This is a genomic window from Pseudoalteromonas sp. B62 (genome assembly GCF_037162565.1).
Taxonomy (GTDB): domain Bacteria; phylum Pseudomonadota; class Gammaproteobacteria; order Enterobacterales; family Alteromonadaceae; genus Pseudoalteromonas; species Pseudoalteromonas fuliginea.
Genome location: NZ_JARLVB010000002.1, coordinates 658,753 through 672,940, shown reverse-complemented (window position 1 = coordinate 672,940; position 14,188 = coordinate 658,753). Strand labels below are relative to the sequence as shown.

Here is a 14,188-nt window from a genome sequence, read left to right as displayed (position 1 = left end):
TTGTGTATTTTTATTTTTTAATTAGTCAGTTCAGCCGACTCGACGGTATTGCTATATTGCAGCTGCCATTGTGCTCGCAAGGTATCCATTATGTTCATAACTCGCAAGCTAGTACCCAGTGGTAATACGCTGCTTTGGGTTTGTTTTTGTAATATACACTGCGTGACATGTGCAATTTCAAACTTAAAGTTTTCATTGTCGCTAAAGTTGTATTCAAAGTACTGAGGGTCTTGGTCGTTTATGTGTAGCTCTAGCGTTTGTGCACCTACAAACTGAGGTATTCGAATATAGCCAAGCTCACCATTAATACATGCTTCTGTTGGGCCATTTTGCTGCAGTGCGCTGGCAAGAGATGCTAATTGCCCGTTACCGTAATCAACTATAACCGTGCTTCGCTCATCAACGCCGGTTGTGCTTTTATGTACAAAGGATTTGATGTGTTCAGGGGCTTTATTAAATACCACATCAGCAATCGAAATAGGGTAAATACCTAAATCGAGCAGGGCGCCACCCGCTGTTACAGGGTTCATTAATCGGTGAGTGTCGGCAAAGCTTCCAGGTAAACTAAAGTTGGCATTAACACTGTGCACATTACCAATAACACCTTCACTTAGGAGCTGTTGTAATTTTACTATGGCTGGTAAAAATCGCATCCAAACGCCTTCCATTAAAAAGCAGTTTTGTTGTTTTGCAAGCTCAGTGAGGCTTTGCAACTGCTTAGCATTAACGGTAATTGGTTTTTCGCTAAGCACGTGCTTATTGTGTTTTAAGCATTGGGCTATCGTTTTAAAGTGTTGATCGTGCGTATTGGCAATATAAATAGCATCTATATTTGGGCATTGCATAAGAGCTTGATAGCTTTCATAGCCTTGAATATTGTACGGTGTGGCAAATTCTTTAGCGCGCTGCATACTCATTGATGCAGCGCCAATAAGCTGTGCATCACTACAATGTGCAATGCTTTTAGCAAAGGTGTGAGCTATATTGCCACACCCAATAATACCCCAATTAACCTTTGCCATGCTTATTCCTTAAGTTTATTTAAAAAGACGTAATTTGTAATCCTGAACCCGCTGAACATACGTAAATATCAGCATTTAAGCTAAAGCGTTCAAAGTAATGCTTTTCTACCGCTGCTTTAATTAGTGGTACTTCAGCATCACGACACAAACATACAATTGCGCCACCAAAACCACCCCCTGTCATACGTACTGCGCCGCGCTCGCCCATCGCTTCTTTACAAATTTCTACTAGGCCATCGGTTGCCGGTACGGTTACTTCAAAATCGTGTTTAAGTGATTGGTGCGATGCTGCCATTAGCGTGCGAAGTGCATCCATATCGTTATTTTGCAGTGCAGTAGTTGCTGCAATTACGCGGTCGTTTTCGCTAATTACGTGGTGTGTACGTTTATATTCGTTTTCACTTAATGTCGCTTTTACTGCTTGCAAGCCAGTCATGGTTGCTTGACGAAGTGTTTCTACACCCATTTTTACAGCAGCTTGTTCGCAGTCAATACGGCGCTGGTTGTATTCGCTATCAACTAATTTACGCGGGTAGTTTGAATTAACAATAACAATGTTTAAATCATCTGGTACTTTTACTGCCGTAGTCGCTAAGTTTTCGCAGTCAATTAAAAGTGCGTGACCATTCTCGCCTTTAGCCGAAATAAGCTGATCCATAATACCGCATTGGCAATGCATAAAGTCGTTTTCGGCTTCTTGGCCAAATAACGCAATTTTCTCTGGTGGTAAACCAAGCTGTGCAATATGGTTAAACATACCGCCAACAGCAACTTCGAGTGCAGCCGATGACGACAAGCCACTGCCTTGCGGCAAATTACTATCAATAAGTAGGTCAGCGCCACGTAATGTATGGCCTGCTCGTTTAAGTACAAAAGCCACCGCGCGAATATAGTTACCCCATTGCGATTGGCCTTCGCTGATTGCCTCATCAACGCTAAAGCGGTCTTGCTCGCCTGGGTAATTTAAAGAGCGCACAGTGATAATATTATCGTCGCGCTGTTTAAACATAACTTGGGTACGAAATGCTAACGAACACGGTAAAACAAAGCCATCGTTGTAATCAGTAAATTCACCAATTAGATTTACACGCCCAGGGGCGGCAGCAATACCTTGTGCAGGCGCGCCATACAGTGACAAAAATTGTTGTTGGAATTCGTTAAGCTTCATCTATGTGTCCTACTGTATCTTTATAATGTGTGGTACTGGCTGCTTTTAAAATAGAAGCGGCGGTTTCTGCGCTTAAATCGCGTTGGCTTTCGCCTAGCATTTCGTAGCCTACCATGTGTTTTTTAACGGTAGCAGAGCGAAGTAGCGGCGGATAAAAATGTGCATGCAAGCGCCAGTGCTGCTCATCAGAGCCTCTATTGGCCGGTGCATTGTGCCAACCCATTGAGTAGGGGAAGCTGCAATTAAATACGTTGTCGTATTTAGTGGTTAATACTTTAAGAGCCTGAGCTAAAGAGTCGGTTTGTGCATCGTTTAGCTGGCTAAAGTTTTGAATGTTATCTTTAGTTACTAGCATTGTTTCAAACGGCCATGCAGCCCAAAATGGCACCACAACAAGCCAATGTTCGTTTTCAAATACAACACGTGTTTGATCTGCTTGCTCTTTTTGCGCGTAATCGGCAAGCAAGGCTGTGCCATGCTTTTCATAATAGGCGAGCTGCTGGTTATCTTCGGCTTCAATTTCCGTTGATAAATGCGAATGCGCCCATACTTGACCGTGAGGATGAGGTTGCGAGCAACCCATGATCTCGCCTTTATTCTCAAAAACTTGTACGCATTCGTACTGCTGTGCAAGCTCTGTGTAATTTTGTTTCCAAGTTTTTACTACTTCGTGCAATGCATTTTGGCTAAGCTCTGGTAGTGTTTTATTGTGCTCTGGAGAAAAACAAATTACGCGGCATTCGCCACTGGCTTCGTCGGCAATAAATAAATCGCTGTCTGACTCTAAGCCTTGTAATTGCTCGCTGGCATTAGGTGTGAGTGCGCCAAAGTCATTTCTAAATACATGGGTGTATTTGTAATCTGGGTTACTGTCGCCATTTGCACGGGTGTTGCCAGGACAAAGTGGGCAGCTGTCATCGTGTTTTGGTAATACGTTTTCGTTAACAGCTTCTGTTGCGCCTAACCATGGGCGATTATTACGATGTGGTGACACTAATACCCAACGACCCGTTAGCGGATTTTTACGTCTGTGAGTACTTTCTAATAAAGTCATATTAACTCTCCAACCCACTTGGGTAATTAGTTTGCCAGCGCCATGTGTCGTTTGTCATGTCGCTAAGTGTTAGTTCTGCGTGCCAGTTAAGTGTGTTTTGCGCTTTTGTGGCATCGGCGTAATTACAGGCAATATCACCTGCTCGGCGCGGCGTAATTTGATAAGGAATATCTTTATTGGCTGATGCGCTAAATGCTTTGATCATATCAAGCACAGAATAACCTTGCCCTGTGCCTAAGTTATAAGCATGAAAAGCGGTGTCTGTTTTGTGCTGCATAAAAGCGGCAACGTGGCCTTTCGCTAAATCTAAAACGTGAATATAGTCGCGCACGCCGGTGCCATCTTCGGTGTCGTAGTCGTCACCAAAAATATTTACCACGTCGCGCTTACCTACTGCAGTTTGGGCAATAAATGGCATTAAGTTATTAGGAATACCATTAGGACTTTCGCCTAGTAAACCGCTTGGGTGTGCACCTACTGGGTTAAAGTAACGAAGCGCAATCCCCATAAATTGACTGTTGGCATTACATACGTCTTGCATGGCTTGCTCAACCATGACTTTAGTCCAACCATAGGGGTTAGTTGCGCGTATAGGATGCTTTTCGTCAATAGGGAGGTAGTCTGGCTCGCCGTACACAGTAGCCGATGAGCTAAATATAATATGGTTAACGCCTGCCTCTTGCATGCTCTGTAGCATGCTTAATGTGCCCGACACGTTATTTTGATAATAACGCAGCGGTTGCTCGGTAGATTCGCCAACGGCTTTTAAAGCTGCAAAGTGAAAGACGGCTTCGGCTTTAGTGTATTTTAGAGCGAGCTTAAACTGTTGCTCGTCTTGTATGTCACCCAATATAAACTCAAACCGAGTACATGTAATCTTTTCGAGTTGGTCAAGTACCCGCGAACTTGCATTTGACAAGTTATCATAAATAACAGGCGTAATACCTGCTTCATGCAATGCAATACATGTGTGGCTACCTATATAACCCATGCCGCCAGTAACTAAAACTTTCATGTTATTTCTCGAAAAGTATATTTATATGATAAATACTACTATTAAGGGGTGTAAAAACAATAGTAATGATTAGAGCAAAATTCAAATAGAAGAATAAAAAACATTCGCTCATCAGATCCTCGCTTTATCAATTTATTTTATAAACTGATTCTATTACATGGCTAATTATCACGACGGTATTGGGGTGCTACGATAGCTGCATAATTTACTTTAAGACTGTAACTGGGCTTTAACTAACCACAACTCTGGTTAAGATATTTATTATCTAGAGTCCAGGTTAACTACTTTAATGTTGCACTGAGAGGGCATACACATGAAAAAAATCATTTTAATCACCGGTGCAACAGATGGCATTGGTTTAGAGACGGCAAAAATGTTACTAGCCCAAGGTCACACGGTATTACTGCATGGTCGTAATATAGAAAAGCTTAATAATGTACAGACAATGTTAAACGAGCATTACCCGCAAGCAAGTACTCAAAGCTATGTGGCCGATTTAAGCGAAATGTCACAGGTACATTATTTGGCAGAACAGATAAGCGCAGATCATAAACAAATTGACGTACTTATTAATAACGCTGGTGTATTCAAGCTTGAAAGCGTAATAGCACCTGATGGCCTTGATGCGCGTTTTGCCGTAAATACATTTGCACCTTATTTACTGACTAAATTACTGCTACCACTATTAAATAAAAATGCGCGTGTAGTTAACGTATCATCGGCCGCGCAATCAAGCGTTAACCTTGATGCACTTATTGGTAATAAGGCGCTTTCGGATGGTGACGCTTATGCACAAAGTAAGTTAGCTATTACGATGTGGTCGCGCTATCTAGGACTTAAATTAAAAGAGGTAGGCCCGTTAGTTGTATCAGTAAATCCAAAATCGTTACTGGGTAGCAAGATGGTTAAAGATGCATACGGATTAGACGGTGGAGATCTAAAACTAGGAGCTGATATTTTTTATCGTGCTGCGCTTAGCGATGAATTTAACAACGCCACAGGTTTGTATTTTGATAACGATGCTGAGCGTTTTGCACCGCCACATATAGATGCATTAAACGAGACTAAAAACCAACAACTAGTTGATACATTAGATCGTGTTTTAGCACAGCTTAAATTAGGTGAATTATAATGAATACACCTATACGTGGACTGCTGAGGGCGCGCTTTATGACAACTTTAAAGCCCTGCTACTGTGTTTATGAATTCAGTGGGTGATTTTGTAAAGTAATATAGATTTTTGATTGAAGACGATCAAAGAGTTCACTGTTTACAGCGAACTCTTTTTTACTTTTAGTGTTGTTCGGCTTGAAGTAAACGCTGGTATAGCCAATCTTTTAATTCTGAGCGATCATGCTTTAATTGATGCATTTGTTCATCGCTAATTGGCGCATCTTTAAGCTCCAATACTCTTATTTCTTTGTCTAACTTATCGTACTGTGTTGCCTTTTCGGCAAATTCAGAATCGTCAGTATTGAGTGTTGCAATGGCATTTAAATGATCTGGAAAGTCGTTTGTTAATGAGTGGTCTTCGCCTAACATATTCGCTCCTTAATAGGATATAAATGAGCTCACAAGTAAGTGAGTTGTTTAAGTGAATTATTACCTTCACATAATACACTGGGGTTTAAACAATCATAAATCAACCATTGCCAACTTAATTTGATATAGCGCAAACAACCGCTTTTACTTTTTAGCAGTTACTGTTTTTTCCAATAAGGGACTTCACCAAAGCAGGCAATAAAATGATCGATAAACGCACGTACTTTAGCGGTCAATAATTTATGGCTGGGGTATACAGCTGAAATAGTCGTATTAACTACTCGTGAAAAGCTTAGGGCTCGATATTATTGCTCAAGATGCGAGAAAGTAGAATAACCACAGAAGTTAAGCGACTATGAGTGGAATTAAACTTAAGTAACCTGAACTCTGGGCAATAAATCTATCTTGAGCTGCTATTTTAGTTAAAAGAGCAAGTTTTTAACGCTTTTTGCTAATTTATGTTGGTTAATTAATAGTGGTAGAATGCAGCGCTTAGTGCCACTTGTGTGAAGTAGTGGTCAATAATTTATAAGGTCTGTTGTGTAATGCTGTTAATGATCGATAACTACGATTCGTTTACTTACAACTTAGTGCAATATTTTCAGCGTTTAGATCAAGACGTTTTAGTAAAACGTAATGACGAGCTAAGCATTGCACAAATAAAACAGTTAAACCCGAAACACATCGTGTTATCGCCGGGTCCTTGCTCACCTAACGAAGCTGGTATATCGTTAAGCGTGGTTGAGCAGCTAAAAGGGCAATACCCAATTTTAGGCATTTGTTTGGGACACCAAACCATCGCACAAGCTTTGGGTGGTGATGTCATTCGTGCTAAAAAAATTATGCACGGTAAAACATCGCCCATAGTTCATACCAATAAAGGTGTATTTAAAGGTTTAGCCAACCCATTAACGGTATGTCGTTATCACTCTTTAGTCGTTAAAGCACAAACACTGCCTAAAGAGCTTGAAGTAACCGCGTGGAGTCAAACCGAATTAGGTGAATTTGACGAAATTATGGGGTTACTCCATAAAGAGTTAGCGATAGAGGGAGTGCAGTTTCATCCTGAAGCTATTTTAACTGAACAAGGATTAGCACTGCTTGATAACTTTTTAATGCGCTTCTAATTTTTAATACCGATACTTATTTTATATTTACTAATGAATGGATGTTATGACTGAACTTGTAGCGCAACAACGAACAGCTAAAATACTTGACCAACGAGCACATGATTTATTGCTTGGTCATAGCTTTGCGCATCAGCAAATTGGTTTTATTCATACATTAGAAATAGAATATGGCGAGCCAATGAAGCAACGTACGTTGCTTCAAGTTGAGGTCGCAGCACAACATAAACGTCAGCAGAGCAGTACTGCGCATCATAAGTATCGAGCTCAGGCGAGTGAAGTACTTCACAAAGCAATAGAAACAGCTATTTTTAAGCAACTAAGCGACATGGATGCCGTAATCCTAAATACGTTAGGGATTGAAGATGGTATTGCAACTATTCTTGACCTTTTAGCGGTTAAGTCTGCAACTGTAGGGCGGCTAGAGCCTCTAGTAAACGATTTAAGCTGGCTTGGGCGTGAGTTAGTCACACTCGTTAATTTACCTTACTATCGAAAACAGCGTAGTAAAAACACCTCAGTAAAAGTAGATAGCCCCGCGCTTGCTCTGCGCTACATTGGCCTTGATAATTTACAGTTAGTCATACCTACTTTTGCAGTACGTCATTGGATGCCACACAGTACTGAACCATTTTCACTGCTAAAGCGCAGGCTACGTGATAGTGCAATGGCTAATGCGATTGCAGCACAAAAAATAGCGCAAATTAACAATGTAAACGATATTCATGCATTTACCCTTGGTATGCTTTTAGATGTAGGGCGAATCGCATTAGTGCGTTTATATTTAAAAACTTTTGAGCAAGTATGGCAACGTAAAGTACAAATAGCGCGCCAAGAGCAGCGCAAAGACTTGCACACTGCGTTATTAGAATTAAAACCCGACCCACTTTTTTTAACTACGTTACTTAATAATCAATCTTTAGCTATCAGCGCTAAAGTTATTGAGAAAATGAAATTTAAGTATTTGCCCTTTCAAGGGGTCATGCAGCAGTTGGTTAATGGAGTCGATAAGGGCGATACAATGTTACCTTTAACCGAGGTAATGTTAAAAGCGCGTTGTTACTCTCAATATCTAAATTTAAAAGAACACCAGCTTATTGAATCTGATGAAACAACAGCATGGTTTTCGTACTTTAAGTTCACTAAAACGGAACTAAAAACCCTCGAAACAAGTAATTTTACCAATCTAGCTATTCAAATTGACTAAAAACTTAAAATTTTTGTTAATTTTTTAGCGACTAATCATTCATTCTCACTCTATTGTTATATTGCATATTTAACACTTAAAGTGTGTGCGCCTCAGTGCTCATGCGGTTAGTTGTCTAAAAATGAGCATAATTGACTATGCAAATAGTTATTCACTATCTATGAAATAATATCTTTAGCCCTTTATTTTAAAGGGATACATGAAAGTTTTTAACGAGACAGATTTAAGTAATTCTGAAATAATGTGCGTCTGAAAATTGAACCACAAAGCAATTTTGCGCAATTATCAGGTTACTGATCTTGCCTATAAAGTTGGTTACAAATAGTAACCAAACACCTATTTTGATGTTTTGTGTTGCTCACAATTAAGAGGAAATAAAATGACAGTCAATCGCGAATTATTTGATCACGTAATGGTTCCTAACTACGCACCTTCAAGCGTAATTCCTGTTCGAGGCGAAGGCTCTCGCGTATGGGATCAACAAGGTCGAGAGTTTATCGACTTTGCTGGTGGTATTGCCGTTAACTGTCTTGGCCATTGCCACCCTGCATTAGTAGGCGCATTAAAAGAGCAAGGCGAAAAAATCTGGCATCTATCTAACGTAATGACCAATGAGCCGGCACTTCGCCTAGCTAAAAAAATGGTTGATGCGACATTTGCTGAAAAAGTTTACTTTGCGAACTCTGGCGCAGAAGCAAATGAAGCCGCGCTTAAATTAGCGCGTCGTTTTGCACTTGATAAGTTTGGCGCAGAAAAATCACAAATCATCGCGTTCAACAAAGGTTTCCACGGTCGCACATTCTTTACCGTAACTGTTGGCGGCCAAGCTGCATATTCAGATGGTTTTGGCCCTAAGCCTGGCGACATTGTACATTGCGATTACAATGACCTTGCTGCATTTGAAGCACTTATCAGCGATAAAACATGTGCCGTAATGATGGAACCTCTACAAGGTGAAGGCGGTATTGTTTCATCAACTGATGAGTTTGCTCAAGGCGTTCGCGATTTATGTACTAAACATAACGCACTGCTTATTTTTGATGAAGTTCAAACAGGTGTTGGCCGTACTGGCGATTTATACGCATACCAAGGCTTAAACATAGTACCTGATATTTTAACTTCGGCTAAAGCACTTGGCGGCGGTTTCCCTATTGGCGCTATGATCACAACAACTGAAATTGCACAGCACCTTAAAATAGGCACACATGGTTCTACTTATGGCGGTAACCCGCTTGCGTGTGCTGTTGCAGAAGCTGCATTTGATACAGTAAATACCCCAGAAGTACTGGCTGGCGTAAAAGAAAAAGCAGCATTATTTAATGAACTACTTAGCGCGGTTAACGAAAAATACAACGTATTTAGCGAAATCCGTGGCCAAGGTTTATTAATTGGTGCAGTAGTGAACGAGCAATACAAAGGTCGTGCAAAAGAGTTTTTAGTGGCAGGTACTGAGCAAGGCCTTATGTCATTAGTTGCTGGTGCGGATGTAGTACGTTTCACTCCATCTTTAGTAATTCCTGAAGCGGACATTCGCGAAGGTATGGCGCGCTTTGAAAAAGCAGTAGCAAGCGTAGTAAACGCATAAGCGACTTAAGCCAACCAATTAAGGGCAAGCACCGCTTGCCCTGCAATTCCTATTTACCGTTATTTATAAGGGAGCAAGCGGACTCATGATGATCCTTCGCCCAATCCAGCAAAATGATTATTCAGCATTACTGAAAATTGCCCACGAATCAGGGCATGGTTTTACGTCTTTGCCATTAAACGAAGAACTATTGCAAAAAAAGATTGACCATTCAGTAAGCTCTTTTGCTAAACAAACGTCACAACCTGGTGACGAAGGCTACCTGTTTGTTCTTGAAGATAGCGAAACCGGTGACGTTGTAGGTACGTCTGCAATTGAAGCTGCGGTAGGGCTTGATGATGCATTTTATCATTATCACTTAAGTAAAGTGATTCACTCTTCGCGTACACTAAACGTCTACAAAGCGGTTGATATTTTAACGCTATGTAACGACTACACAGGTGCTACAGAGCTTTGCACATTGTTTTTAAAAGATGGCTATCGTAAAAATTGTAACGGTAAGCTACTTTCAAAAGCGCGCTTTATGTTTATAAAACAGCATCAAGAGCGTTTTGCACAAACAGTGATCGCAGAAATGCGCGGTGTGTCTGACGAAAACGGCAGTAGCCCTTTTTGGCAGTGGCTTGAAGAGCACTTTTTCTCAATGGATTTTCCAACAGCCGATTACTTAACAGGTATTGGCCAAAAGGTTTTCATTGCTGAATTAATGCCTAAATACCCAATTTACGTAAACTTGCTAAGTAAAGATGCGCAAGCCGTAATAGGTAAAGTACACGACAACACTCGCCCAGCAATCGAGTTATTAAAAAGCGAAGGCTTTACGTTTAATGGCTACGTAGATATTTTTGACGGCGGCCCAACGGTTGAAGCAAAAGTAGATAACATTGCAACGATTCGTAATGCAAATCACTTTAACGTTGAAATTGGCGAAATGACTGGCGACACCATGGTGTTACTAGCGAACGAAAAGCTTGAAGATTTTAGAGCAACTGTTGCGCCAATGACATTTGACGAGCGCGCAAAAAGCCTTATTTTATCGCAAGAAATAGCAGATGCATTGCATTTACAAGCTGGCGATATTGTTAGTGCAACCACGATTTAATTTAGGAGAAAGTATATGACTCATCCTGCACAATTTATAAATGGTCAATGGTCACAAGGCCAAGGCACAGAATTTAATTCGCTAAACCCTGCAAATAACGACGTTATTTGGCAGGCATCATCAGCAACTGCGGCGCAAGTAGACACCGCAGTAAATGCAGCGCGCGAAGCGTTTTACGCATGGGCTGATAAAAGCTTTACTGAGCGTTTAGAAATAATTAAAGCATTTGCAGCGCAATTAAAAGAAAACAGCGAAGAGCTCGCTATTACTATTGCACAAGAAACTGGTAAACCACTGTGGGAAACGCGCACAGAAGCGGGTGCTATGGTTGGTAAAATTGCCATTTCTGAAAAAGCATTTTTAGAGCGCACTGGCGACGTAGAAAACGCAATGCCACTTGGCCGTGCGATGATTCGTCATAAGCCACATGGGGTTGTAGCTGTATTTGGTCCGTATAACTTTCCGGGTCACTTACCTAATGGCCACATTGTGCCAGCGCTTTTAGCAGGTAACACGGTTGTATTTAAACCGTCTGAGCTTACTCCTAAAGTTGCTGAGCTTACGCTTAAACTGTGGGAAAAAGCAGGCTTACCAGCCGGTGTAATTAATCTAGTTCAAGGTGAAGTAGAAACGGGTAAAGCCCTTGCTGCTCACAAAGGGATTGATGGCTTGTTCTTTACGGGTTCTTCGCGTACTGGTCATATTTTACATGAACAGTTTGCGGGTCAACCGGGTAAAATTTTAGCGCTAGAAATGGGTGGTAATAACCCACTTATTATTACTGACGTTGAAGACACTAAAGCGGTTGTTCACGATATTATTCAATCAGCGTTTATCTCAAGCGGCCAGCGTTGTACCTGTGCACGTAAATTGTTTTTACCTAAAGGTAGCAAAGGCGATGCAATTTTAGAGCGCCTTATCACTGCAACTAAAGCTATTAAAGTAGGTAACTACGATGATGCAGACCAGCCATTTATGGGCTCTATGATCTCATCAGCGGCAGCAGCAGGCATGGTTAAAGCGCAAAACGAGCTTGTTGAACTTGGCGCTCAAGTATTAGTAGAACTTGAGCACACAGCCAATACAGGCTTTGTAACACCAGGTATTATTGAGTGTACAAACATTAGTGACTTCCCAGATGAAGAGCATTTTGGACCACTTTTAAAAGTATTCCGCTTTGACGACTTTGACCAAGCAATTGATAAAGCAAACGATACAACCTTTGGTTTATCGGCTGGTTTATTAAGTGATAGTGCAGCAGATTATGACCACTTTTTACGTCGTATTCGTGCCGGCATTGTTAACTGGAACCGCCCAATTACTGGCGCATCAAGTGCAGCACCGTTTGGTGGTATTGGTGCGTCGGGCAATCACAGAGCAAGCGCGTATTACGCTGCTGATTACTGTGCATACCCAGTTGCTTCAGTTGAGCTTGAAAAAGTAGCGATGCCAGCAACGCTAAGTCCAGGTTTAAAAATAGATTAAGTACTACTTAATAACTACAAAAGCAGCTTCGGCTGCTTTTTTTGTATTGCTATCGTGCAAAGCTAGTAATTCGCGTCGCTTTCTGATTAAATCATGGCAATTAATTATTTTAAGGTGGTATAAAAAATGGTTTTAGATAGGCAAGGGTACGATGATTTGATCATGTATCTAACTCAAAATTTAGCATTGTTTGAGAAGCCAGGCGAGATAAAACCAGGTGCCCCAACAGTAATGGAATTAATTGAAGACGTCATTGCGCAAAATGTTATGCTTATTTGTGAGCAGCACACAGAGCTTAATACAGAGCAGCGTAGCTTAATTGTACGCGAAGTTGACGGCATAGTTTACGATTTAGAAGAAGTCCTCAGTAGTATCACTACACAGCCTGTCACGGTTGAGCAGCATGCATTTATAGATGAATTTGCTGGTTTAGTTAAAAACTTATTCGATAATGCAGTCTCGCAACAGTATTAATCAATTGCTTATATAGCCGCCTAGTACATTTTCATTTGCAACTGCGGCTAAGTTGCTTACAATCAAGAAAATATTTTTTTGAGATAAGCACATGCAAGCAAATGTAAAATGGGTTGAGGGCGATACGTTTATCGGTCGTTCTAATTCTAATCATAATATTGTTTTTGACGCTGGTAGCGATAGTGCCGCGCCAAGCCCTATGGAAATGGTTTTAATGTCGGTTGGCTGTTGTTCATCAGTCGATGTTGTCAGTATTTTAAAGAAAGCCAAACAAGATTTTTCAGACGTGCAGGTTCAACTTACTTCAGAGCGTGCCGAAACAGCCCCACGCGTATTTACTAAAATCAACTTACACTTTGTTGTTAAAGGTAATAATGTTTCTGAAAAACACCTTGCACGCGCCGTTTCCCTCTCTGCTGAAAAGTATTGTTCGGTTGCATTAATGCTTGATAAAACAGTAGAAATTACGCATAGCCACGAAGTTGTGCAAGATCAAGCAAAATAACGCTTTTTCCATAAGGAAAATTCGTATAAAATCCGCGAACTTTTCATTCTGCAGGTGCAGAGTTCACTAATTTATAGGTTGGTTTATTATGAACAAACCCTTCGATAAACTTAAACTTCATGGCTTTAACAATTTAACCAAAAGTTTAAGCTTTAGTATTTACGATATTTGCTACGCAAAGACCGAGCAACAACGTAAAGAATATATTGAATATATCGATGAGCAGTATAGTGCAGATAGACTAACCGACATTTTAGGTGAAGTTGTTGATATAATTGGCGCTAACATTTTAAATGTAGCGCGCCAAGACTATGAACCACAAGGCGCTAGTGTAACTATTTTGGTTTCAGAAGAACCAGTAGAAGAGCAGCAAAATTACGATGCTGACGAAGCGCCAGGTCCATTACCTGATTCAGTTGTTGCGCACCTAGATAAAAGCCATATTTGTGTACACACATACCCAGAAGCTCACCCTGATGATGGTATTTGTACATTCCGTGCTGATATTGAAGTGTCTACTTGTGGCATTATTTCGCCACTTAAAGCGTTAAACTTCTTAATTCATAGCCTTGAGTCAGACGTGGTAACAATTGACTACCGCGTTCGTGGTTTTACCCGCGACATAAATGGCGTTAAGCACTACATTGATCATGCTATTAGCTCGATTCAAAACTTCATGACAGAAGATACTAAAGAAGCGTACCAAATGATGGACGTGAACGTGTATCAAGAAAACCTGTTCCATACCAAAATGATGTTAAAAGAAACCGACTTAAATACCTATTTATTCGGCCTTTCTACGGCAGATTTATCAGAGGGCGAAGAAGACGAAATTCGCTCAAAACTGACCCGTGAAATGCAAGAAATATTCTATGGCCGTAACCTGCCAGATACAGAATAAT

At 40.8% G+C, this 14,188-nt stretch carries 14 protein-coding genes; 9 read left to right on the top strand and 5 right to left on the bottom strand.

The window, feature by feature from the left end:
• Window positions 1-17: 17 nt before the first annotated feature.
• The 4 genes from P4S71_RS07525 to galE are packed head-to-tail and all read right to left on the bottom strand — an operon-like array spanning window position 18 to window position 4,259.
• On the bottom strand, window positions 18-1,022 hold the full coding sequence (locus P4S71_RS07525; RefSeq protein ID WP_096793908.1) for a Gfo/Idh/MocA family protein: 1,005 nt from the start codon (window positions 1,020-1,022) through the stop codon (window positions 18-20).
• Between the two features lie 19 nt (window positions 1,023-1,041).
• Complete coding sequence (gene galK, locus P4S71_RS07520) at window positions 1,042-2,190, bottom strand: galactokinase (RefSeq protein ID WP_337119560.1); 1,149 nt, start codon at window positions 2,188-2,190, stop codon at window positions 1,042-1,044.
• The gene (locus P4S71_RS07515; RefSeq protein ID WP_337150387.1) at window positions 2,180-3,244 is read right to left on the bottom strand and encodes a UDP-glucose--hexose-1-phosphate uridylyltransferase; all 1,065 of its coding nucleotides are present in this window, start codon (window positions 3,242-3,244) and stop codon (window positions 2,180-2,182) included. Before P4S71_RS07515 ends, galK begins: the two co-directional genes overlap by 11 nt.
• A 1-nt stretch (window position 3,245) precedes the next feature.
• On the bottom strand, window positions 3,246-4,259 hold the full coding sequence (gene galE, locus P4S71_RS07510; protein ID WP_337150386.1) for a UDP-glucose 4-epimerase GalE: 1,014 nt from the start codon (window positions 4,257-4,259) through the stop codon (window positions 3,246-3,248).
• 313 nt (window positions 4,260-4,572) lie between these two features.
• Here galE and P4S71_RS07505 point away from each other — a divergent pair, with 313 nt between their 5' ends.
• Window positions 4,573-5,391, top strand: a complete 819-nt coding sequence (locus P4S71_RS07505; RefSeq protein WP_337150385.1) for an SDR family NAD(P)-dependent oxidoreductase — start codon at window positions 4,573-4,575, stop codon at window positions 5,389-5,391.
• Between the two features lie 161 nt (window positions 5,392-5,552).
• Here the strand turns inward: P4S71_RS07505 and P4S71_RS07500 are convergent, their stop codons facing one another.
• On the bottom strand, window positions 5,553-5,801 hold the full coding sequence (locus P4S71_RS07500; RefSeq protein WP_008133407.1) for a YdcH family protein: 249 nt from the start codon (window positions 5,799-5,801) through the stop codon (window positions 5,553-5,555).
• Between the two features lie 545 nt (window positions 5,802-6,346).
• Here P4S71_RS07500 and P4S71_RS07495 point away from each other — a divergent pair.
• The 8 genes from P4S71_RS07495 (at window position 6,347) to speD (ending at window position 14,187) form a co-directional block, all read left to right on the top strand.
• On the top strand, window positions 6,347-6,928 hold the full coding sequence (locus P4S71_RS07495; RefSeq protein ID WP_007376259.1) for an anthranilate synthase component II: 582 nt from the start codon (window positions 6,347-6,349) through the stop codon (window positions 6,926-6,928).
• A 46-nt stretch (window positions 6,929-6,974) separates the two neighbouring features.
• Window positions 6,975-8,135, top strand: coding sequence for an HDOD domain-containing protein (locus P4S71_RS07490; protein ID WP_007376260.1), 1,161 nt, complete (start codon window positions 6,975-6,977; stop codon window positions 8,133-8,135).
• Between the two features lie 379 nt (window positions 8,136-8,514).
• Window positions 8,515-9,720, top strand: a complete 1,206-nt coding sequence (locus tag P4S71_RS07485; protein ID WP_096793902.1) for an aspartate aminotransferase family protein — start codon at window positions 8,515-8,517, stop codon at window positions 9,718-9,720.
• Window positions 9,721-9,805: 85 nt separating this feature from the next.
• Window positions 9,806-10,822 (top strand): arginine N-succinyltransferase, encoded by a 1,017-nt coding sequence (gene astA, locus P4S71_RS07480; protein ID WP_008133413.1) that lies wholly within the window; start codon window positions 9,806-9,808, stop codon window positions 10,820-10,822.
• A 15-nt stretch (window positions 10,823-10,837) separates the two neighbouring features.
• Window positions 10,838-12,307: a succinylglutamate-semialdehyde dehydrogenase gene (gene astD / locus P4S71_RS07475; protein ID WP_007376263.1), complete on the top strand. Its 1,470-nt coding sequence runs from the start codon at window positions 10,838-10,840 to the stop codon at window positions 12,305-12,307.
• A gap of 126 nt (window positions 12,308-12,433) precedes the next feature.
• Window positions 12,434-12,781, top strand: coding sequence for a DUF3802 family protein (locus P4S71_RS07470; protein WP_007376264.1), 348 nt, complete (start codon window positions 12,434-12,436; stop codon window positions 12,779-12,781).
• A gap of 91 nt (window positions 12,782-12,872) precedes the next feature.
• Window positions 12,873-13,286, top strand: a complete 414-nt coding sequence (locus P4S71_RS07465) for an OsmC family protein (RefSeq protein ID WP_306724500.1) — start codon at window positions 12,873-12,875, stop codon at window positions 13,284-13,286.
• Window positions 13,287-13,374: 88 nt separating this feature from the next.
• Complete coding sequence (speD, locus tag P4S71_RS07460; protein ID WP_007376266.1) at window positions 13,375-14,187, top strand: adenosylmethionine decarboxylase; 813 nt, start codon at window positions 13,375-13,377, stop codon at window positions 14,185-14,187.
• Window position 14,188: the final 1 nt, after the last annotated feature.

What these genes read in the sequence shown, in the direction of transcription:
- P4S71_RS07525 (WP_096793908.1), bottom strand. Translation starts at nt 1,022, where the DNA reads ATGGCAAAGGTTAATTGGGGTATTATTGGGTGTGGCAATATAGCTCAC.
- galK (WP_337119560.1), bottom strand. Translation starts at nt 2,190, where the DNA reads ATGAAGCTTAACGAATTCCAACAACAATTTTTGTCACTGTATGGCGCG.
- P4S71_RS07515 (WP_337150387.1), bottom strand. Translation starts at nt 3,244, where the DNA reads ATGACTTTATTAGAAAGTACTCACAGACGTAAAAATCCGCTAACGGGT.
- galE (WP_337150386.1), bottom strand. Translation starts at nt 4,259, where the DNA reads ATGAAAGTTTTAGTTACTGGCGGCATGGGTTATATAGGTAGCCACACA.
- P4S71_RS07505 (WP_337150385.1), top strand. Translation starts at nt 4,573, where the DNA reads ATGAAAAAAATCATTTTAATCACCGGTGCAACAGATGGCATTGGTTTA.
- P4S71_RS07500 (WP_008133407.1), bottom strand. Translation starts at nt 5,801, where the DNA reads ATGTTAGGCGAAGACCACTCATTAACAAACGACTTTCCAGATCATTTA.
- P4S71_RS07495 (WP_007376259.1), top strand. Translation starts at nt 6,347, where the DNA reads ATGCTGTTAATGATCGATAACTACGATTCGTTTACTTACAACTTAGTG.
- P4S71_RS07490 (WP_007376260.1), top strand. Translation starts at nt 6,975, where the DNA reads ATGACTGAACTTGTAGCGCAACAACGAACAGCTAAAATACTTGACCAA.
- P4S71_RS07485 (WP_096793902.1), top strand. Translation starts at nt 8,515, where the DNA reads ATGACAGTCAATCGCGAATTATTTGATCACGTAATGGTTCCTAACTAC.
- astA (WP_008133413.1), top strand. Translation starts at nt 9,806, where the DNA reads ATGATGATCCTTCGCCCAATCCAGCAAAATGATTATTCAGCATTACTG.
- astD (WP_007376263.1), top strand. Translation starts at nt 10,838, where the DNA reads ATGACTCATCCTGCACAATTTATAAATGGTCAATGGTCACAAGGCCAA.
- P4S71_RS07470 (WP_007376264.1), top strand. Translation starts at nt 12,434, where the DNA reads ATGGTTTTAGATAGGCAAGGGTACGATGATTTGATCATGTATCTAACT.
- P4S71_RS07465 (WP_306724500.1), top strand. Translation starts at nt 12,873, where the DNA reads ATGCAAGCAAATGTAAAATGGGTTGAGGGCGATACGTTTATCGGTCGT.
- speD (WP_007376266.1), top strand. Translation starts at nt 13,375, where the DNA reads ATGAACAAACCCTTCGATAAACTTAAACTTCATGGCTTTAACAATTTA.